21 protein-coding genes and 1 pseudogene are annotated in these 18,867 nt (G+C 38.4%); all 22 read right to left on the bottom strand.

The window, feature by feature from the left end; translation table 11 throughout:
- Nucleotides 1-5: 5 nt before the first annotated feature.
- The 22 genes and pseudogenes from PZ898_RS22405 to PZ898_RS22300 all read right to left on the bottom strand — a co-directional run bounded on the left by PZ898_RS22405 (nt 6) and on the right by PZ898_RS22300 (nt 18,844).
- Entirely contained in the window at nt 6-1,808 is a 1,803-nt protein-coding gene (locus PZ898_RS22405) for a hypothetical protein (protein ID WP_277694261.1), read from the bottom strand.
- A complete protein-coding gene (locus PZ898_RS22400; RefSeq protein ID WP_042721888.1) occupies nt 1,808-3,061 on the bottom strand; it encodes a hypothetical protein in 1,254 nt (417 codons plus the stop codon). The genes PZ898_RS22405 and PZ898_RS22400 overlap by 1 nt, the downstream gene beginning before the upstream one ends.
- 13 nt (nt 3,062-3,074) lie before the next feature.
- Complete coding sequence (locus PZ898_RS22395) at nt 3,075-3,695, bottom strand: ATP-binding cassette domain-containing protein (protein ID WP_042721887.1); 621 nt, start codon at nt 3,693-3,695, stop codon at nt 3,075-3,077.
- Entirely contained in the window at nt 3,692-4,375 is a 684-nt protein-coding gene (modB, locus tag PZ898_RS22390) for a molybdate ABC transporter permease subunit (RefSeq protein WP_042721886.1), read from the bottom strand. Before modB ends, PZ898_RS22395 begins: the two co-directional genes overlap by 4 nt.
- On the bottom strand, nt 4,376-5,128 hold the full coding sequence (modA, locus tag PZ898_RS22385; RefSeq protein WP_240582426.1) for a molybdate ABC transporter substrate-binding protein: 753 nt from the start codon (nt 5,126-5,128) through the stop codon (nt 4,376-4,378).
- A 151-nt stretch (nt 5,129-5,279) separates the two neighbouring features.
- Complete coding sequence (locus tag PZ898_RS22380; protein ID WP_042721885.1) at nt 5,280-5,504, bottom strand: hypothetical protein; 225 nt, start codon at nt 5,502-5,504, stop codon at nt 5,280-5,282.
- Between the two features lie 24 nt (nt 5,505-5,528).
- Nucleotides 5,529-5,981: a hemerythrin domain-containing protein gene (locus tag PZ898_RS22375; protein WP_042721884.1), complete on the bottom strand. Its 453-nt coding sequence runs from the start codon at nt 5,979-5,981 to the stop codon at nt 5,529-5,531.
- Between the two features lie 56 nt (nt 5,982-6,037).
- The gene (locus PZ898_RS22370) at nt 6,038-8,281 is read right to left on the bottom strand and encodes a nitric-oxide reductase large subunit (protein WP_042721883.1); all 2,244 of its coding nucleotides are present in this window, start codon (nt 8,279-8,281) and stop codon (nt 6,038-6,040) included.
- A gap of 24 nt (nt 8,282-8,305) precedes the next feature.
- On the bottom strand, nt 8,306-9,022 hold the full coding sequence (ric, locus tag PZ898_RS22365; protein ID WP_042721882.1) for an iron-sulfur cluster repair di-iron protein: 717 nt from the start codon (nt 9,020-9,022) through the stop codon (nt 8,306-8,308).
- 65 nt (nt 9,023-9,087) lie between these two features.
- Nucleotides 9,088-9,528, bottom strand: a complete 441-nt coding sequence (locus PZ898_RS22360; protein WP_042721881.1) for a c-type cytochrome — start codon at nt 9,526-9,528, stop codon at nt 9,088-9,090.
- A gap of 18 nt (nt 9,529-9,546) precedes the next feature.
- Complete coding sequence (locus PZ898_RS22355; protein ID WP_042721880.1) at nt 9,547-10,110, bottom strand: SCO family protein; 564 nt, start codon at nt 10,108-10,110, stop codon at nt 9,547-9,549.
- A 16-nt stretch (nt 10,111-10,126) separates the two neighbouring features.
- Complete coding sequence (locus tag PZ898_RS22350; RefSeq protein WP_153394579.1) at nt 10,127-10,948, bottom strand: formylglycine-generating enzyme family protein; 822 nt, start codon at nt 10,946-10,948, stop codon at nt 10,127-10,129.
- 82 nt (nt 10,949-11,030) lie between these two features.
- Nucleotides 11,031-12,005 (bottom strand): annotated as a pseudogene (nirK, locus tag PZ898_RS22345) (copper-containing nitrite reductase); the annotation flags it as partial.
- A 170-nt stretch (nt 12,006-12,175) separates the two neighbouring features.
- Nucleotides 12,176-12,607 carry an Rrf2 family transcriptional regulator gene (locus PZ898_RS22340; protein WP_153394581.1) on the bottom strand — a complete coding sequence of 144 codons (432 nt, stop codon included), beginning with the start codon at nt 12,605-12,607 and terminating at the stop codon, nt 12,176-12,178.
- 79 nt (nt 12,608-12,686) lie between these two features.
- Nucleotides 12,687-13,643 carry a PAS domain-containing protein gene (locus PZ898_RS22335; protein ID WP_042721876.1) on the bottom strand — a complete coding sequence of 319 codons (957 nt, stop codon included), beginning with the start codon at nt 13,641-13,643 and terminating at the stop codon, nt 12,687-12,689.
- Between the two features lie 115 nt (nt 13,644-13,758).
- Entirely contained in the window at nt 13,759-14,664 is a 906-nt protein-coding gene (moaCB, locus tag PZ898_RS22330) for a bifunctional molybdenum cofactor biosynthesis protein MoaC/MoaB (protein WP_042721875.1), read from the bottom strand.
- A 3-nt stretch (nt 14,665-14,667) separates the two neighbouring features.
- The gene (locus PZ898_RS22325) at nt 14,668-15,108 is read right to left on the bottom strand and encodes a molybdenum cofactor biosynthesis protein MoaE (RefSeq protein WP_042721874.1); all 441 of its coding nucleotides are present in this window, start codon (nt 15,106-15,108) and stop codon (nt 14,668-14,670) included.
- Complete coding sequence (locus PZ898_RS22320; RefSeq protein ID WP_042721873.1) at nt 15,095-16,189, bottom strand: ThiF family adenylyltransferase; 1,095 nt, start codon at nt 16,187-16,189, stop codon at nt 15,095-15,097. Before PZ898_RS22320 ends, PZ898_RS22325 begins: the two co-directional genes overlap by 14 nt.
- 14 nt (nt 16,190-16,203) lie before the next feature.
- On the bottom strand, nt 16,204-16,437 hold the full coding sequence (locus tag PZ898_RS22315) for a MoaD/ThiS family protein (protein ID WP_042721872.1): 234 nt from the start codon (nt 16,435-16,437) through the stop codon (nt 16,204-16,206).
- Nucleotides 16,427-17,017: a molybdenum cofactor guanylyltransferase gene (locus tag PZ898_RS22310; protein ID WP_120231272.1), complete on the bottom strand. Its 591-nt coding sequence runs from the start codon at nt 17,015-17,017 to the stop codon at nt 16,427-16,429. The genes PZ898_RS22315 and PZ898_RS22310 overlap by 11 nt, the downstream gene beginning before the upstream one ends.
- A gap of 12 nt (nt 17,018-17,029) precedes the next feature.
- Nucleotides 17,030-18,226, bottom strand: coding sequence for a gephyrin-like molybdotransferase Glp (gene glp, locus PZ898_RS22305; RefSeq protein ID WP_153394585.1), 1,197 nt, complete (start codon nt 18,224-18,226; stop codon nt 17,030-17,032).
- Between the two features lie 15 nt (nt 18,227-18,241).
- Entirely contained in the window at nt 18,242-18,844 is a 603-nt protein-coding gene (locus tag PZ898_RS22300) for a molybdopterin-dependent oxidoreductase (RefSeq protein ID WP_277694260.1), read from the bottom strand.
- Nucleotides 18,845-18,867 lie beyond the last annotated feature (23 nt).

Here is an 18,867-nt window from a genome sequence, read left to right as displayed (position 1 = left end):
ACAGCTTATAACTGCGGAATCTGGATCTGATCAATTTTTGATCTGTATGATTTCAGTTCAGAAAAAATACGGTCTACTTTTGATCTGAAATAATTTGTATGGGCAAAAAGATCTTCATAATAAGCAATTCCTTTCAGTAAATTAGCTTTGAAGCTCTCCCATTTTTTCACCTGAGATTTGGTGATCTCTTCAGAAAAATCGGCTATTTCGTTTTTAAGATGATCCACATACAGTTTCAATTCGTTGATAAAGACATTTGGACGGCGTTCATCCGGCAAAACATTTTCGTATCCGTAAATATGGCGAACCATTTCCGAAAGTGAAAGTTCTCTGTCGAAAAAGCTAAGATTAGGTCCCGGGCAAATAACAACTCCCTGTTTCTCACCTTTTATCGGCAATCCGTGTTCCAGATAAGCGGAATTGACAAGACCTACACAAAGGCAGGATTTATCGGTGATATTTTTTCTGCTTTTTTCGTATTGTTTATCTGTAAGATTTGCTCTGTTATTTTCCAGCTCATCCATTTTGATATCCTGATATTTTTTTGAAGCGGTACAGGTTCCTTTCGGATCAAATTCTTTGCTTAAAGCCAAAAGTTTTTTAGGACATGAACTCCCGAACTTACTTTTTGCTATATTTTTTTCCTTGATGATCTCATTGCTTGTTCCTTTGATTGTATTGAACGGAACTCCCAATGGTGATATGTTGCTCAGATAGAAGTCTTCTTCTTTTCCTTTCACCAGAAGATCTCTTGTTTCCTGATCGAGAGAAGTAGCTTCCGGAACCAACAAAAACGGAGAACCCCATCCTACACTGTCTGCATTATAATTTGAGAGAAGAAATTCGTGTTCTTCAGAAGTTCCTACACCGCCTTGTACAGAAATTTTAATGTCTAAAGGCTCGGAAGGAGCCGTTTTACCCTTTTGTTTCAATGCTTCGCTCCATAAAGAATATGCCGAAAACTGGAGTTCACTCTTTTTTTGTTTGAATTCCTCCATGATTGGACCCATCAAAAGTCCGTCCGTAGCAAAAGCATGACCACCACAATTCAAACCGGATTCTATTCTGTATTCCGAAACCCAAAGTCCTTTTTTTGCAAGAAAATTTCCCTGGATCATCGCTGAACGGAAATCACTTACCTTGATGATGATCTTCTTTTTCAGTTCTCCGTTTTCATTAGGAAAAAAGTGTTCAAATTCCTCCAGATAGCTGTATAATCTGGGATTCATCCCTGCTGAAAACACTACAGATGAAGACAGTTTACTCTTCGCAAAACCACGCAGAGAAGCATGGGCATCATTATAAATCGTAGGAAGCTGTACATCCTTCACGAAGTTGTCCTTATCTACTTTGGTCATGATGTTGACATCAATTTCGCCCGGAAAAAGGTTTTCATCAATGAATTTTTTAATGTCTGCTGCGAGATCGTTTTTCTTATCGAGAATGTTCTGTAATCCTTTTTTGAAATCGGAAGTACTCGGCAACATTCCGATAAACTGTTTTAAGCTTTCTGTGTTTTTGGTAATTTCTTCTTTAAAATCTTTACATTTTTTCGTAACAATATCATCCATCATATCCAGATATGCCGTGATTCTTCTCGCTCTGTGATCTTCCGATTTTATGGAAATGGCAGAACAATCAAAATTGAATTTCTTACTGTAAAAATCTCTCATTCTTTCCACGATCTCATCATCGATAATAGACACTACGGAAGAAATTCCAAACTGGGCAACACGGATCGGACTGTCTATGGTATAAGCCAGTCCCATTACAGGAATATGAAAATTGTGTACTGGTTTTTTGTTCATTATTTATTAAATTGGTTTAGATTGATATTTTTAAATTCTTTATTGATGTAATTCTTTATTCTTAAAGCTCTGATAAACATCCCGATCGAGATCATAATGACCACCGAAGCAAAAAGCAGCCAGTATTTTGCACTTAAAAATGGAATGTAAACGATGGAAAAGAATCCCGAAAGTCCCAAAATAACCTCATTACATATGATCCCGAAGATCATGATCACAATACTGGTCTGAAGGAATTTGTTGATCTTGATATTTTCCAGATGCAGCATTTTCCAGATCAGGAAAAGACTCACTCCCATCAGTAAAACTAAGTGCAAATACCCGATCACGATATTGATATTGCTGAAAGCGTAAATTCCCAGTTCAGGAATTGCCGATAAGATCTGAAGAATGAATTTTCCTAAAAATGCAAAGCCTACAACCACAAGAAGCCATTTTTGTATGACATGCTGTTTTTTGAATAGTTTGGTTTGCTCGAACCATCTCCAAAGTTTAATTGCTCCTATAATCTGAAGGATAGAAATCACACCGAAAAAGATGTGAAGGAGCTCCGGCATATCTATCCATAAAATGGAAAGTCCATATCCGAAAAAACATCCAACAGCCAATAAGCGGAAAATGGTTTTATTCAGTTTTTCCTGAATTTGAACGCCGTATTTTTTCAGGGAGATCAAAAACAAACCTATGGAGGAAAACAGGAAAAATCCGTTATACTGAAAATGAAGATAAAAATAGGTAGAAGCTCTGAACAGCACATCGAACTCGTCTTTCCTTGCCGAAAAATATCCCAACCCGAAAATTCCGATCGCCGACAATGTAGCAAAGAATGCTCCTGACTTCAGCCAAATGGTTTCAGGATTCTTATTTTTCCTAAGATCAATCAGTAAAAATAGATAATAAGCAAAACCGGTAAATAAAGCTACTGAAGAAAACACGATGGAAAGCCAGAAATACCCTCCATAAAGAAAAGTAATCAGCATTCCGTATGAACCGATCTGATTAAAAATCTGCAAAAACTGATACTTTGAAACGGCAATTCCAGCATCACTTTCAGTCAGGTATTTCGTAACAAAAAGATAAATCGCTGCCGAAACCCATCCGTAAAATGCAAAATGAGAATGCGATTCCTGCATGAATTTATGAGAAAATCCCGGAAGTGAAAATGCGAGATTATACCTCATCATAACACCGACCACCGATACTATGAAGAAATTGAACAGGCAAAGCTTCAGCCAGAAATTAAAGTTTTTCATTACTACATTATTTTCATTTAATCATCAATTTTCTACACGGAAAAGCACTGAGTTCCTCTTCGCTATGATTGGTCATAAAAACCGTCGCTCCATTATTTTGATGTTCAACGATCTCCGTCATCATTATTTTTCTCATTAAAGGATCCACTGCGGAAAGCGGTTCATCAAGGAGAATGATCTCAGCATCCTGAACCAAAGCTCTTGCCAATGCAATCCTCTGCTGTTGCCCTCCTGAAAGTTTTGATGGGAAAACATTTTCAAAGTTTTTAAGGTTAAATTTTTCCAGTAAACGATCGATTTTTTCAGTGTTTTTTTCCTTCTGTGCAAAAGTAATATTCTGTCTTACCGTCATATTCGGAAACAAAGCATAATTCTGAAACATCAATGCTGTATTACGTTTTTGCGGAGGAAGAAAAATCCGGTTTTCAGTATCCAATACCGTTTCGTTGTTGATGTTAATCACCCCAAAATTCGGAGTAAGCAATCCTGCCATGATCTTAAAAAACACAGTCTTTCCAATCCCCGAATCTCCGGAAACGTGTATAATCCCACCTGTTTCCAGCTGTTCATTAACCTCTAACATTTTACTTCCCGAAGAGGTAAAAATCTGATGTTTTAGGTGGATCTCAATCATCGGAAAGTTGTAAAGTTAATTTTGCGGTTAATACTGTAAATCAGAAGCAAGATTAAAAAAGACAGTATGAAAAGGACAAATGCATACTTATTGGCTGCTTCAAAATTAAGTGCCTGAACCTGATCGTAAATAGCCACTGAGGCAATTCTTGTTTCCTTCGGAATATTTCCTCCCACCATGATCACAATCCCGAATTCCCCTATACAATGCGCAAAAGTGAGCGCAATAGCTGTAATAACGGAAGTCTTTATATTGGGGATAAGCACGCGGAAAAGGGTAACCAATTTTGATTTTCCCATCGTGTAGGAAGCTTGTCTAAGTTCATCAGGCAACGCTGAAAATCCATTCTGTAAAGGCTGGATCATAAACGGAAGGTTAGCAATAATACTCGACACAACAATTCCATTGAACGAAAAAGCCAACCGGACATCGAAACATTCCTGAAGATATTTCCCGAACGCATTTTCCGGACTGAAAGCCACCAAAAGATAATATCCCATTACGGTAGGAGGCAGTACCATTGGCATACAAATAAGAGTTTCCAGAACAAATTTCAGCTTGAAACGGGAATAGGTGAGCCAATATGCCACAGGAATTCCTATGATGATCAGTATCAAAGTGGTCACCAATGCTAATTTTCCTGTTAGGAATAATGTGTAGATAAATTCCTGATCTAGCATTTAGTGTCGTATTTCAGTTTGGTATCCGTATTTTTGCCAGATCTGTGCTGTTTTTCGGCTTCTTATAAAATCAAAGAACTGCTTGGCTTCTGTCTGTTTTTTTCCTTTCAGCAGGATGCCGCTTTGTGGGATTGAAGCTGCTTCGTTCTCCGACAAGAGATAATAATTCCCTTTAGCTTTCATTTCTTTGCTCATAGCTGTAGAAAGGGCTATAAAAGCGAGATCAGCATTCCCTGTAGCGGCAAATTGTGCAGCCTGACCAATGTTTTCCGCCCAGACTATTTTGTGTTCGATCTTTGGATAGATTCCTGTATTTTTCAAAGCCTGAACGGTATTTTTCCCATATGGAGCCAATTCAGGATCAGCAATTGCGATTTTTTTTATTTCGGGGTTCAATGATGTTTGCAAACCTTCTGAAAGATCAAATGCCGAGCTCCACATCGCTACTTTTCCTAATGCATATATTTCGGCTTTACCGAAATTCCTGTTTTCGTTTTTAATTTTCTCTATGAAAGAGGAATCTGCGGAGAGAAAGAGATCAAAGGGTGCTCCATTGACGATCTGCTGAGTCAATAATCCTGAAGATCCGAAGGTAAGTTCTATTTTTTTACCGGGATTTTCCGTTATATAAAGTTTTTTTAATTCTTCCAGAACATCTCTGAGGTTAGCCGCTGCTGCAACAGAAACAAATGAATTTTGTGTGCTATTTTTCTGATGGCCAGATTCTTTTTTACAGCCAAAAAAAAGTAACAAAGTGAAAATGGTAAAAAATAAATGTCCGAATCGAATCAATCTGTCCATAAGTAGCACGAAAAGAAAGATTTATAATAAGACTTTCTTATCTCTTTTCAAAGATAAGGGTATAAGTTGAATTATTCAAATAACATTTCGTGAAAAATGAAGATTAATCCAGTTTTTTCAGGGTCATGCATTTTTCTTTTTCTCCTGTTTTTATCACAGAAATGTCAACATATTTTACCAATCGTTTGCTTGCCAATTCAAACTCTTTTGCCTTTTTATCAGCATATTCGTAGGTATACCCTACTCCCATCACCACTTTATGGCCGTTGCAGATCCCCATTGCCAAATAGAGGTACTCGCCTATTCCTGCCTGTTTATAAGTAGTCATACTGTTTAAAATTAATGATAAAAATCATTTCCAGAACTGATCCGGATAGTTGTCCTGCTCTTTCTGATGGATAAGGCTCAGTTTGTTTCCTATTTCCGTCATTTCATCATCTGATAAATGGTTTTCCAGATGTGGAAAATACATTCGTTCTTCAAAACGTATATGCCCGCTCAAAGCATCTGCAAAATCTTCTAAAAGTCTGGGATTCTGAGATTGATTCACAGTATTAATCAGCTTTCTTATTTCAGAATGTTCTTTCTGCATCTGAAACTGAAGGCTTTCATTTTCCGGTTCCGGCAATACGGTATCCTCTATTTCAAAATGTTTGCTCAGGCTTTCCTGCCAAAAATAGTTGATATATTTTTTGATCCTGTCGTAAGTAATATTCTTTCTAACCCCTTCACGGATCTTCCAGCTGCACAACAATCCGAAATGATGATCTCTTGATAGTGGTACTAAATTTTCATTCCTTTTCATATCTTCAAATTTTAAAAAGAACTGCCGCCTTTCAGCAGCAGCTCAAGTTGATTATATTATCTCTTTTCTTTTAATGACCATCCTGTTTTAAGTCCGATAATGAAAATGACGATCAACAGTTCTCCCACAGCAAGCAACACATCCCCGGGAACGCGCAGCCAGCGTAAGGTATGCATCATATCGGTTTGCATGAATTCTGCGGAACGGGCATACCAATATCCTTCTTTAATAGATGCAACAGACTGCATGATGCCGATAGGAAGTAAACTGATGGTAACCATGACCAATAAGCCGATGTTGGTAAGCCAGAATGCCCATCCAATGAGTTTATCATTCCAGTGCCTGTCCGGATACAATCCACGCAATACAAACATCATCAATCCGATTCCTAAAATTCCGTACACTCCGAATAATGCAGCATGACCATGTACAGCTGTTGTATTCAAGCCCTGAATATAGTATAGCGCAATCGGCGGATTAATCGCAAATCCAAAGATCCCTGCTCCTAAGAAATTCCAGAAACACATAGCAATGAAGCAGTAGATCGGCCATTTGTAAGCTCTGATCCATTTTGTGGATTTACTGATCTTATAATTCTGCCATGCTTCAAACCCAATCAATACCAACGGAACAATTTCCAATGCACTGAATGTAGCTCCTAAAGCCAATACTGCGGTAGGTGTAGCACTGAAATACAAGTGGTGGAATGTTCCTAAGATACCCCCTGCAAGGAAAATAATGGTAGAGAACAATACGGCATTGGTAGCGGATTTTAATCCTAATAATCCCAATCTTGTAAATAAGAATGCTGCTACAACGGTTGCAAATACTTCAAAGAAACCTTCTACCCAAAGGTGTACGACCCACCATCTCCAATATTCGGCAATTGCCATGTGTGTTTGTCTTCCGTACATTAATCCTGCTCCATAGAACAATGCGATCGCTACTGCAGAAAGCGTGAATAAAAGTAGTAAATGTCTGTTGGCATCTTTTTTCTTCAAGGCAGGTAATAAGGCTCTGATCATCAATACCAACCACAAAATAAGCCCAACCAATAGTAAAATCTGCCATACTCTACCCAATTCTACATATTCGTATCCGGAATGTCCCCAAAGGAAATTATCAACATAACCTAATTTCTGCATTACTCCGAACCATTGTCCTGCCAATGAACCTAAAACCACGATCAGCAATGCCCCGAATAAAACATTCACCCCAAGTACCTGATATTTTGGTTCGTATCCTGAAACGGCAGGTGCAATATATAATCCTGTTGCCAACCATGAGGTTGCAATCCAGAAAATAGCCAGCTGAACATGCCAGCTTCGGGAAATGGATTGTGGCAGGATCTCATCCAGCGGAAATCCATAGAAAGCACTTCCTTCTACCCCGTAATGTGCGGTAACTACCCCTGCAAGCATCTGAACCAGGATCAGAAGAGCAACAACCCAGATATATTTTAACGTAGCCCTCATGGAAGGAGTTGGCTTCATATTTCTTAAAGGATCTTCCAACGGAAGTTTCTCGCTGAGTTCTTCTTCTTTATGACGGGCATGATAAAATACAAGTAAACCTACACAACCCAACAGCATCAGGACACTGAAACCTGACCATAAGTGCAATGAAGGCGGCGGAATATTACCGATCATCTCATCATGAGGCCAGTTATTGGTATATGAAACCTCATCGCCGGGACGATCTGTGATACAAACCCACGCTGCCCATGAGAAGAAGGCATTCATTTTTGCCATTCTTTCGGGAGTCTTCACTGTATTTTTCGGAATAGCGTATTGATCTCTCAGCTTTGCCATTTCCGGATCATCCATGAATATTTTTGCATAATACTTAGCCAGTTCTGCCTGTACTTTAGCACGTTCCGGACTGATCACAATGGTGTTTGTGGCTTCGTCCAACGTATTTTTGCGGATTTCTTTTTTCAGAAGAACCTTGTATTTCGCCTGTTCATCGTCGGATAAATCTTTATAAACTTTTCCATCTTTTTTAGCCAGTTCTTCCAGAAGAAGAAGTGATTCGCGGTGAAGATAGTCGGCACTCCAGTCAGGCGCGATGTATGCTCCGTGTCCCCATATACTTCCAACGGTCTGTCCCCCGATAGATTGCCAAACATTTTGTCCGTCTTTGATGTCCTGTCCGGTTGCTATAATGGTACCATCTGTAGTTACAATTTTGTCGGGAACCGGCGGAATCTTTCTGTAGATCTCCACGCCATAGAAAATAAGTACCGCAAAGGAACCCAGAATGACCGCCGTGAGCCAGATCCATAATTTTTTAGGTGTCATATACTCAATTTTTAATGTTGTACTTTACTGAAATTCTTTTTCCAGTTTAATTGCTTTCGGGAAAAGGATGTTATTTTCCAGATGAATGTGCTTGTGAAGATCATTTTCAAAATCCTGAAGCATTGAGAAAGTTACTCTATATGTGTTGCAGGCATCAGCCGGAGGAGTGTATTCATCAGTAAGTTCTGCAATCTTTCTCAGTCTTTCCCCTTCTACGGTGTGTTCATGCTTCATCATGTTCACCGGATTTTCCACTGTTCCGAATGGCGGCTGTGGAATTGCACTTCCGTCAATCTGTGCTTTAACCATGTTTTTAATGAATGGGAAAAGCATAAGTTCTTCTTTCTTCATGTGTGCTCCCAGATCCTGTGCAGAAGCATCAAACAGCTCTCTGATCTCAAACAGTTCGGGATGACTTCCACCATGTACCTTACAAAGCTTGTCTAAAAATGCCTGAAGAACAGGTGTTTTCTCTTCCACGTAGCGGTGATGTGTCTTCTCTACATAATCTGCGAGTAAATCTAATGGCCAACTGTTGAAATCAATAGAATTGTCATCTCTTTTTGAAAGGTTTTCTATTTCTTCGTAGATGGGTTCTGTATCGATCTTTCTGTTTTCGCAGGCTTCTTCGATGGTTCTGCCTCCTTTGCAGCAGAAATCGATTCCGTACTTTTTGAATATTGCAGCAGTTCTAAAATCTTCCGCCACTATTTCGCCTATAAAATCTGTCTTTATATTCATAATTTAATACTTTTTTATCTTTTATTGTTTTAAAATTTTTTTGTTTTTTTTAAGGATTTATATTCTTATGATTTTTTTAATGAAAGAATATATTTTACCATTTTCTGTGCATTTTCTTTACTCATTCCGGCATGTGGTGTCATAGGAATATCTCCCCAAACGCCTTTACCTCCGTCAATGATTTTCTGTGCAAGCCGATCAATATCTGCTTCTGTATATTTAGCAGCCACTTCCTGATAAGCAGGACCTACTAACTTTGAGTCTAGCTTATGACAACCAAGGCAGTCTGTACCTTCCACCAATGATTTTCCTTCTGCAATTTCAGCTTCAGGACCGCTTGCTGCAGCTGTGGATGTAATCTCTGAAGAGTCTGCCGGTTTAGGTTCATCAAGCATTATATTGGATTCTGTAGCGTTTGTTGTATCTGTTGCTACTGTTTCTTTTTTGTCTGAACAAGCGGTGATGCTAAGTGATAACAGTAATGCTGCTAATAATAATTTTTTCATTGTTAAATACTTTTCGGATTATAATTCTAATTGTTTTTTGATTTCTTTTACAAGGGCTTCATTATCATTTCCTAAGCCCTCTTTCTGGAAAGCGAGTATTCCTTCTTTAGAATAGACACTGATGATATTGGAGTGAGAAAATTCTATCGGTGAAATTTCTTTATACTTCACAGCCATGATATTAGCCAATTCCCTTGTTTCTGCTTCTGTACTTCGGATGAAAGTCCATTCATCATCCTTAAATTTATTGATTTCCATATAGGCTTTCATAACTTCCGGCGTGTCTGTTTCAGGATCGATAGAGATCAAAACATATTGGATGTCATCACTGTCTACTTTTCCTACCATTTTAGAAATGTTTCTCATTTCATCAGCCAGTCTGGGGCAAGCCGTTTTGCATGAGGTAAAGATCATGGTGGTAACAATTACTTTTCCCTGGAAGTCGGAGAAGGTTATTTTACTTCCGTCCTGTTTTTCCCATTCAGAAGCCAGATTGTATATGGAATCAGGTTTCAAAGGTTCGTTTTTTTTGCTGCAGGAGAATAAAACCAGTGCCAACAAAAAATATAATAGACTTTTCATTTTATTTAAACTTTAATTAATCTTTCGCACATCTAAATCCAAGGTTGTTGAGACAGTAATCGGCTTTCAAGCTTCCTCTGAGTGCATACCGGACAAATGCCGCATAATTTCTGAGATCCGCTGATGTAACTGCCGCGCCTGCACAGAACATAGATTCGTTGGTGGTATTATCTTTTCTGGATTCCCCGCTCATCATCACCGAATTGAAATCATAGGTCCATTCCCACACCATTCCGTACATATCATAAACACCGTAATAATTAGGTTGTGAATGCTTTACAGGCTGTTTGCTTTTTTCTTTTTTCTGATAGGATTTCAATATAAATTCTGTAAACTCCGGCTTTTGGGAAGCATCTTTGGAATCTCTGTCCGCAAGTGCTGTATATTCCCATTCATCTATTGTCGGAAGTCTTTTCCCTACACTTTCGGCATACGCTTTTGCGGCATACCAGGAAACATTGGTGACAGGCGTTTCCGGACCTAAGTTTTCAGGAATTTCAAAATCGCTCTTCCAGTTTTTCAGATAGGTTGTATCTGCATATAGTCTTAGGATCTTACTTTTGGCCCATTGGGGATTTTTCTTCAGGAATTCGAGATATTCTCCATTGGTAATAGGACTTTCGTCAAGATAAAATGTTTTAACTTTTACGATTCTCCCTGAATCTTTACCAATAAAGGCTTTATACGTTCCCCCATCTATTTTTACCATTTTTTTTGAGCTGGAGACTTTGTTCGGATGGTGTTGAACGTGGGGCTTCGTATCAGAAACATCGCGGTGACCGGAACAGGAAACCTGACTGATAACAATTATAAAAAATATTACTAATACACCTTTCATGATTTCCCTTTTTATAATCCCCAATGAGACCTAAGTAATAACACCCTTTCAACTATATATTTACTTTAATTTAATTTTTCTTATAAATGGCCGGATTTTCAGGACCCGTCACTTTTATTTTTCCCAAAGCTCCTTTATTGAATGCTCTGAAAATGGCATGGTCTACGATCACATATTCTCCCGGAACGGTTGCTTTAAATTCTACGATTGTAGCTCCTCCCGGTGGAATCAAAGTAGTTTGTACATCTTCATTGATCTTGCTTCCTCCTTCTATGTATACTTTGTCAAAGATCTCACCGATAACGTGGAAAGAAGAGGTAAGGTTGGGTCCTCCGTTTCCTACATAAAAACGAACTGTTTCTCCAACTTTAGCCTGAAGTTCCCCTTTACCTAGCAAAGCACCTGTATGTCCGTTGAACACTACATATTCAGGATGTTCTGCAATGGCTTTGTCCATATCAAATTCCTGTAATCCTTTATCCCCGAATTTTCCTTTGGTGTAGAAATCTCCTTGCATGATGTAAAACTCCTTGTCTACTTTCGGTAAACCTCCTTCCGGTTCGATAAGGATCAAACCGTACATTCCGTTGGCGATATGCATTCCTACAGGTGCTGTTGCACAATGATAGACATACAGTCCGGGATTTAAGGCTTTAAAATTGAATACTTTCTCTGTTCCTGGTGCTACAAATGTGGCTTCTGCTCCTCCTCCGGGACCGTTCACGGCATGAAGGTCTATGTTATGAGGAAAATTGCTGTTTTCATTGTTTTTAAGGTGAAGCTCGATCTCATCTCCTACTCTTGCGCGGATAAAACTACCGGGAACTGTTCCGTTGAATGTCCAGAAGTTATATTGCGTTCCATCTGCCAATTCACCGACTTTTTCAATAATTTCCAGTCTTACAATGACTTTTTTGGCAGCTCTCTCTCCTACAGGAGCAGGTACATAAGGCGGAGCAACCAGTTTTTGTTCTTCTGATGAACCGTCTGTAGCTATTTTTTCGGCATCCGCTGTTTTATCTGTGGCAGCGGATGGATTTTGTTTGCATGAATTCATACTGATGAACGCAGACAAAACGGCAGTGATGAAGATGGATTTTTTCATTTTGATTGGTTTACGTTTTTTGGCTTAAAATAATTTTATTCAATTTAACAAGATATAAATACCTTTTAGTGTTTTATTTGTCACTGCTTAAAACTTGATTTTAATTGATTCTGATAAATATTTTATTTTTTTAAAAAAGTCAGTTTCAAATCTAAGTTCTTGACAAACATTCTGATCTTGGAGTTTTCCAGCATATCTCTTATTTCTTTACGGATATGTTTGAAATCATTATGGATAGGACAAGGATGATCTTCCGAGCATTCTCTGAGTCCTAAACCACAACCTGAAAAAAGTTTGTCTCCGTCTATCTCTCTTACAATATCTGCTATAGATTGCTCGAAGTTATTTTCATCCATATAAAAACCACCGTTGGGTCCTTTTGCAGATTGTACAAAACCTTTTCTGCTGAGTTCCTGTAGTATTTTGGCAATGAAATACTCCGGGGAATCTATTCCTGATGAAATATCTTTGATCCCTACTCTGCTTCCGTCCTTGGACTTCTGCGCGATGAAGATCAGTGCACGAATGGCGTATTCACAGGTTTTAGAAAACATTTGTTATTTTTATATTACAAAGATATATATTCGAATTTATATAAAAGAGTTTTTGGTATTTTATTTTTCATGATAATTATCACTCCCATTCCAAAAGTCTTCTTTCTCCCTCGATCTTTTTGATCCCCGAAATATCCTGAGACATTTCGATAACCCCTCGATAGTTCTTCTGTGCGTCTCTTACGGCAAAATATCGTACATAGATTAGCTTGTCACGATAATTGAACCAGAACGATGCTTCATTTTGCTCTCCTTTTCTGAAAGCTTCCAATATTTTCAGAACGGTATCCACACTTTTCGGAGGATGGCAAAAACGCACTTCTCTTCCGATAATTCCTGCACTTCTCGGGAAAACACGAATGTCTCCACGGTTATAGAAAATCACTCTGTCGTTTTCATCCACATAGGTAAGATCCAGCGGCAATGTTCTGAATAAAAGATTCACCTGTTCCACTGTCATATATCCTTCATCAAAGTGTGATGCATTTTCATCAAAACTAACATCGGTTCTTATGGTTTTATCTTCGGAAGGATGTACATACTGCTCTTCTTCCGGATATTTTGCGGGTGGCTGACTCAGCATCCAGCCGATTTCATCTTCGCCTTCTCTCATTTTTATCCATTCTTCATCGGTAAGGATCTCCATTGCATTCGGGAAGAGAACCATTTTTTCCACCTGCATCAGATTTCTTAAGTTCTGACCCGCATATTCTATGTTTTGTTTTGCGGAATCCAGATCTTTTTCTTCAATATTTTTTCTGATGATCCTGAAAATATCCCGGATCGTATCATGGAAAGACCACATATTTCTGGAAGGTCCGGTCCACCTTTTTTGCTCCAGAAAAGGAAACAGTTGATTTTCTTTTCGCTCAAATCTCCTCTCAACGGTTGACAAGTGGTTGAAAAGGTTATAAAATTTCTGAAATTCTTCCTTCGGATCTGTTTGAAGCAATTCTTCCAGTAATGTATCGATCAGCTCCTCTTCCACCAGATAAGTGTGAACGGGATGTCCTGCTTTTAATTGATTTTTATCCATTTTAGTTTTAATAGAATATTAATACCTTTTTATCTTTTATAGAACAAAGGTAAGATTTCAACTTCAATTAAAAGAGTTTTTTATCTTTTATTATACTGATTTTTATCAGCAATCTTTAATGCTTTCCGCCGTTCAGTATTTTATAGATGTGCAGAATCCCCGGGAATATAGAATCCATCGACTCTTCGGCTCCTTTTGTTGAGCCTGGAAGTGCGATCACCAGAGTATCACCGATCATCCCGGCAAGACTTCTCGATAACATCGAATAAGGAGTTCTTTGCTGACCATAATTTCTGATCGCTTCGGCAACTCCGGGAATTTCTCTGTCCAACAACGGACGAACAGCTTCGGGAGTGACATCTCGTTTCGAAAGCCCGGTTCCGCCTGTAATCATTACCAACGAGATTCCGTCTTCTGCATACAGCCTGATCTTGCTCTGGATCTCAGCAATTTCATCAGGAATAACCACATAATCATTAATGTTTACCTTATTTTTCTCAAGGGATGAAATAATGGCTTTTCCTGCTTTATCTTCTTTTTTACCTTCAAAAATACTGTCCGAACACACAATTACAGATGCTATGATCCCTTCACCGGAATCTTTGATATCGGATTTTCCGCCTTTTTTCTCAAGCAGCCTGATGTTTTTGATCTCAATGTTTTTATCGATCGGTTTCAGCATATCATACATGGTAAGGGCAACGATTGAAGCGGAATGCATCGCCTCCACTTCTACCCCGGTTTTATAGATCGTATGAATTTCTGAAGTGATATGAATATCCAAATCCATGATCTCAAACTGAATAGAGGTATATTCTATAGGAAGCGGATGACAGTCCGGAATAACATCACTCGTTTTTTTGGCTGCGAATAAGCCTGCTGTTTTGGACATTTCAAAAACATTTCCTTTCGGAACTTTTTGATTCACAATAGCATCGATCGTCACCTGTGAACTGACGCTGACAACGGCTTCTGCAATAGCTTTCCTGAGTGTATTTGTTTTATGTGTGATATTAACCATACTTTATTGTTTATTTTCTTTCCAGGAGTGAGATTTATCCTCCAAAATTTCTTTTCCCCACAACGGAACTTCCTTTTTGATCCTGTCCACCATTTCGTCACATGCATTGATGGCTTCCTTACGATGTGGAGCTGAAGTAAACACAAAAAGACAGATCTCCCCCACTTTGATGTTTCCCAATGAATGATAGATGTGAGTGCAGGTAAGTCCGTATTTGGTTATGATCTCTTCACGGATTTCATGGGCTTTTTCCACTGCCATCTCCTGATAAGCTGTGAATTCTATAGATTCAACTTTCTTATCATTGATTTTGTCTTCCCGAACCTGACCCAGGAATATGCTATGACCACCAATACTTGTTTTTACCGTGTGTTTAGCAATACTTTCGGCAACGAATGCAGGATCAATAGGACCTTCTATAAATATATTCTTAATTTTTTTCATGATAAACTGATTTTGCTCCGGTCGGAAAATGCCTGATCTCTTTTTCCGGAAAATAAGTTTTTGTGATCTCCACCGCTTTTTTGCTTCGGATTCCTGAGGCGCAAATGAAACAGATGTTTTGATAGGATTTTAATGATTGTAAATGTTGTTCAAGTGATGCCAATGGAATTTCCAGAGCGTTTAAAGCTTTCAATCTCGGTTGTTCTTCAGTTTCTCTTACATCAATAAGAACACTGTTTTTCTGATTCAGAAATTCTTCTAAAGCTGAATGCGAGCTGATGTCATCACCTTTATGGATATTACAGAATACATCATAATTGAAATTTTTGAATTCCTCTATGGTTTTCGGTCCTGATCTTTCTTTATTTTCAGTAAAAGTCATTTTCAGAGACTGGTAATTTTTGGTATTAAAGATCAGTAACTCATGTACCAAAACCTCATCTGAGCCGATCAGCAATTTGATGACTTCATTAGCCTGAAAAGTACCAATAACGGATGAATGGGACGGCAAAACTCCTGCTTCATTACAGTTCGGAACTTCATTAGGATTTGGCGGTATCGGAAAAAGATCCCGGTATTGTGTCACCGAATTTACTTTTTCAACATTGAAAACCGCCACTTGACCTTCATATCTGAAGATAGAAGCATACACCAAAGGTTTTTTCAAAAGAAAACAGGCATCATTCAATAAGTATCTTGTCGTAAAATTATCGGTACAATCTACGATCACATCAAAATTATGGATCAATGAAAGAACATTTTGTGTGGTGACCAACTCCTGAAAAGCGACTATTTCGGTTTCAGAATTCATGGTATTCAAATGTTCGAAGGCTGCAACGACTTTTGGAGTTCCCACATCTTGCTCGTCATATAAAAGCTGACGGTGAAGATTGTGCAGATCTACTTTATCAGAATCTGCTATTCCTATCACTCCGATTCCTGAAGAGACCAAAATCTGGAGAACAGGGCATCCCAATCCGCCTGCTCCAACCACTAAAACTGATGAACGGGCAAGCTTTTCCTGTGCTTCAACCCCAAAATTCGGAAGTATAATCTGTCTGCTATATCTGTTTATATTCATGGTAATGTATTTTTTTAACCTCCTGAGTAGGGAGGTAATAATGCAATTTCTGCTTCACCTGAAATCAAGTGCTGGTTTTCTGCTTTCACTCCATTCACAACGACTAAAAAAGTAGTTTTCCCCAATTCAGGAAATTTTTCGAACAATTGCGATCTGAGTTCAGCAACACTGGCTGTATTGTGCAATGGAAGATCATATTCTTCTACTTTAAAGATGTCTGTGAGTTTGCCAAATATTTTAAGTTTCATCTGTCCTGATTTTAAGTAATTCTAATTTATTTATCATACGTTCTGCCTCCCAAAAGCTTTCCGGTGTATTGATATTCAAAAACTGTGGTCTAAAGGATTCATCATACTGAATATAATGAGCATCTTGCTGTTCCAGAAATCGGGTCATTCTCAGGCGGTCATTCTTAATTGAATTTGCTAAAACATCAAGAACCACATAAGGATAAATGCCTAAAACCGGATATACTTTACCTTCACATTCCGCGATACTGATCTTATTTTCTGCTCTTCTTTGAAGAATATCTTTCATCAATTCCGTAGAAACAAAAGGCATATCGCAGCTACATACGAAAATATCTTCCTGACAGTGCTCTAAAGCAGACCGAATTCCTTCCATAGGACCTTTTTGCTCATATCGATCCTTAATCACATTCATTGGAACAGGATCACCTGAACGGTTTCCGGAAATAAAAACCTCATCGAATACTTTCGCCAAATTATCCACAACATGTTGTATCATCGTTTTTCCACTCATCTTCATGAGGGCTTTATCCTGTCCCATTCGGGAACTTTTACCACCCGCTAAAACAACTGCTTTCATTTCTGATCATTTTCAAATCCTCCAGATCTTTATTTTTTCACCAGGATTTATTTTGGTTATATTTTCAGGAAATTCAACCAGACAGTTTGCCTGTGCCACAGAATTCATTTTGTATGATTCCTGACCATTGAGGATATGCACTTTTCCCTGGGAATACCAAGCTTTTAAAAACTGTGTCTGCTCACTGCTTTTTTTCATTACGAAAGATTCTGAAACCGCCACATCCTGACTTTCATTAAGGTTCTTTCTTCCGAAACATCCCAGTACAAACGGTTTTACATACTGATGGTAACAGGAAAATACAGATGCTGGATTTCCCGGTAACGCAAAAACAAATTTTTCGTTAAATTTCCCGAAGAATAAAGGTTTTCCTGGCTTTTGTCTTACTTTATAAAACAATTCCGTAACACCCAGTTTTTCCAGAGCAGGTTTTACATAATCATAATCTCCCACGGAAATTCCGCCTGTAATCAGTACAATATCTGCATTTTCAAAGGCTTCTTTAATCGCAGAAAAAGTTGTTTCTTGTCTGTCTTCGGCATGTTTTATGAAGGAAAATTGATGATTGATCTCCGCTAAAGCAGCCTGTAAAGTGTATGTATTGGAATTGTAAATTTCTCCATCGGATAAAGTTTTCCCAACTTCCACCAGTTCATTGCCGGTAAAAACAAGACCGATCTTTAACCGTTTATAAACCTTAACTTTTTCTATTCCAAATCCTGCCAGAAATCCGATCACTGAATGATTGATAAATGTGTTCTTTTCCACAATCACAGTTCCTTTCTCGGTTTGTGAAGCTTTGAGACGGATATGGTCCCCTTTTTTAATTTCATCTGTATTACATTGGATATAATCTCCGTTGCGGACTACTTTTTCCTGCATCACCACAGTATCTATACTTTCCGGAACCTTTGCCCCAGTAAAGATCCGTACAGCTTCTCCTTTACCTAAAATAGGGTCATTTGTTGAAATTCCTGCAGGAATTGTATTGGTAACTTTTAATTTGGTAGAATCTTTCAGATCATCAAAACGAAATCCATACCCATCCATCGCAGAATTATCGAAAGACGGCACATCTAAGGTCGCCATGATAGGTTCTGCCGTATAAAAACCCAAAGCTTCCAACAGAGGCAATATCATATTCTCTGTCGGGAAAATATGGTTCTCTATGATTTCTCTGGCTTCAGAAACACTTATGTATTGATTCATTCTGATCATGCCTTGCTATTGCACTCTTGTTACTTCTATGCTTTTCAGCCATTTTACGTGACGAGGACCCGTTTTGGTATCAGACAGACTCACGAGGATCATTTCGCCTTTTTCTTTCAGGGGGTTTCCGTTCTGTTCAAATACTACATACACTTTATCTCCAGTAGGGTTATTGAACAATTCTGCCCATGAAAAGGTAGCTTTGTAATCATCTGAAGCTCTTGCAACAATGTAGAAATTCCTGTCTGTGTGATCCTTCTGTGCAATTTTTGCCTTTTCCACAATTTCTGTAAGCAGAACACCTTTAGTAGATTCTATATGACTTTTGGATATCCCCGACTGACAGACAATATCAAAATCTTTAATTTCCTTTACATTCATTTTTTTCAAAGAATCTACAGTGAGTGTCAAGGGCTTAACGACATCTCCCATTACGCTTATCTCTTTGTTTACATAGATCCAGTCATCATCATCGTGCTTATGATTTTCTTTTTCCGAAATGTTTTCTGAAATATGAGCCATACTTTGCACTTCAGGTTTTGCTGCTTCAGGTTTACTGCATTGCAACATTGGGTAGGTCATCGCTACCACCCAAATGAATTTTAAAAATTTTCTCACGGTTTGATTTATTAGTGTTTAAA

The organism is Chryseobacterium sp. WX (assembly GCF_029542485.1).
GTDB classification, from domain to species: Bacteria; Bacteroidota; Bacteroidia; order Flavobacteriales; family Weeksellaceae; genus Chryseobacterium; species Chryseobacterium cucumeris.
The sequence above is the reverse complement of the archived record's forward strand: the minus strand, read 5'-3'. Positions and strand labels throughout refer to the sequence as shown.

Coding starts and splice junctions, on each gene's coding strand:
- PZ898_RS22320 (WP_042721873.1), bottom strand. CDS start 16,189: ATGAATATAAACAGATATAGCAGACAGATTATACTTCCGAATTTTGGG.
- PZ898_RS22340 (WP_153394581.1), bottom strand. CDS start 12,607: ATGTTTTCTAAAACCTGTGAATACGCCATTCGTGCACTGATCTTCATC.
- PZ898_RS22325 (WP_042721874.1), bottom strand. CDS start 15,108: ATGAAAAAAATTAAGAATATATTTATAGAAGGTCCTATTGATCCTGCA.
- PZ898_RS22360 (WP_042721881.1), bottom strand. CDS start 9,528: ATGAAAAAATTATTATTAGCAGCATTACTGTTATCACTTAGCATCACC.
- PZ898_RS22335 (WP_042721876.1), bottom strand. CDS start 13,643: ATGGATAAAAATCAATTAAAAGCAGGACATCCCGTTCACACTTATCTG.
- glp (WP_153394585.1), bottom strand. CDS start 18,226: ATGAATCAATACATAAGTGTTTCTGAAGCCAGAGAAATCATAGAGAAC.
- PZ898_RS22375 (WP_042721884.1), bottom strand. CDS start 5,981: ATGAAAAGGAATGAAAATTTAGTACCACTATCAAGAGATCATCATTTC.
- modB (WP_042721886.1), bottom strand. CDS start 4,375: ATGCTAGATCAGGAATTTATCTACACATTATTCCTAACAGGAAAATTA.
- PZ898_RS22370 (WP_042721883.1), bottom strand. CDS start 8,281: ATGACACCTAAAAAATTATGGATCTGGCTCACGGCGGTCATTCTGGGT.
- PZ898_RS22310 (WP_120231272.1), bottom strand. CDS start 17,017: ATGAAAGCAGTTGTTTTAGCGGGTGGTAAAAGTTCCCGAATGGGACAG.
- ric (WP_042721882.1), bottom strand. CDS start 9,022: ATGAATATAAAGACAGATTTTATAGGCGAAATAGTGGCGGAAGATTTT.
- PZ898_RS22380 (WP_042721885.1), bottom strand. CDS start 5,504: ATGACTACTTATAAACAGGCAGGAATAGGCGAGTACCTCTATTTGGCA.
- PZ898_RS22315 (WP_042721872.1), bottom strand. CDS start 16,437: ATGAAACTTAAAATATTTGGCAAACTCACAGACATCTTTAAAGTAGAA.
- moaCB (WP_042721875.1), bottom strand. CDS start 14,664: ATGGTTAATATCACACATAAAACAAATACACTCAGGAAAGCTATTGCA.
- PZ898_RS22355 (WP_042721880.1), bottom strand. CDS start 10,110: ATGAAAAGTCTATTATATTTTTTGTTGGCACTGGTTTTATTCTCCTGC.
- PZ898_RS22350 (WP_153394579.1), bottom strand. CDS start 10,948: ATGAAAGGTGTATTAGTAATATTTTTTATAATTGTTATCAGTCAGGTT.
- PZ898_RS22395 (WP_042721887.1), bottom strand. CDS start 3,695: ATGATTGAGATCCACCTAAAACATCAGATTTTTACCTCTTCGGGAAGT.
- PZ898_RS22400 (WP_042721888.1), bottom strand. CDS start 3,061: ATGAAAAACTTTAATTTCTGGCTGAAGCTTTGCCTGTTCAATTTCTTC.
- PZ898_RS22405 (WP_277694261.1), bottom strand. CDS start 1,808: ATGAACAAAAAACCAGTACACAATTTTCATATTCCTGTAATGGGACTG.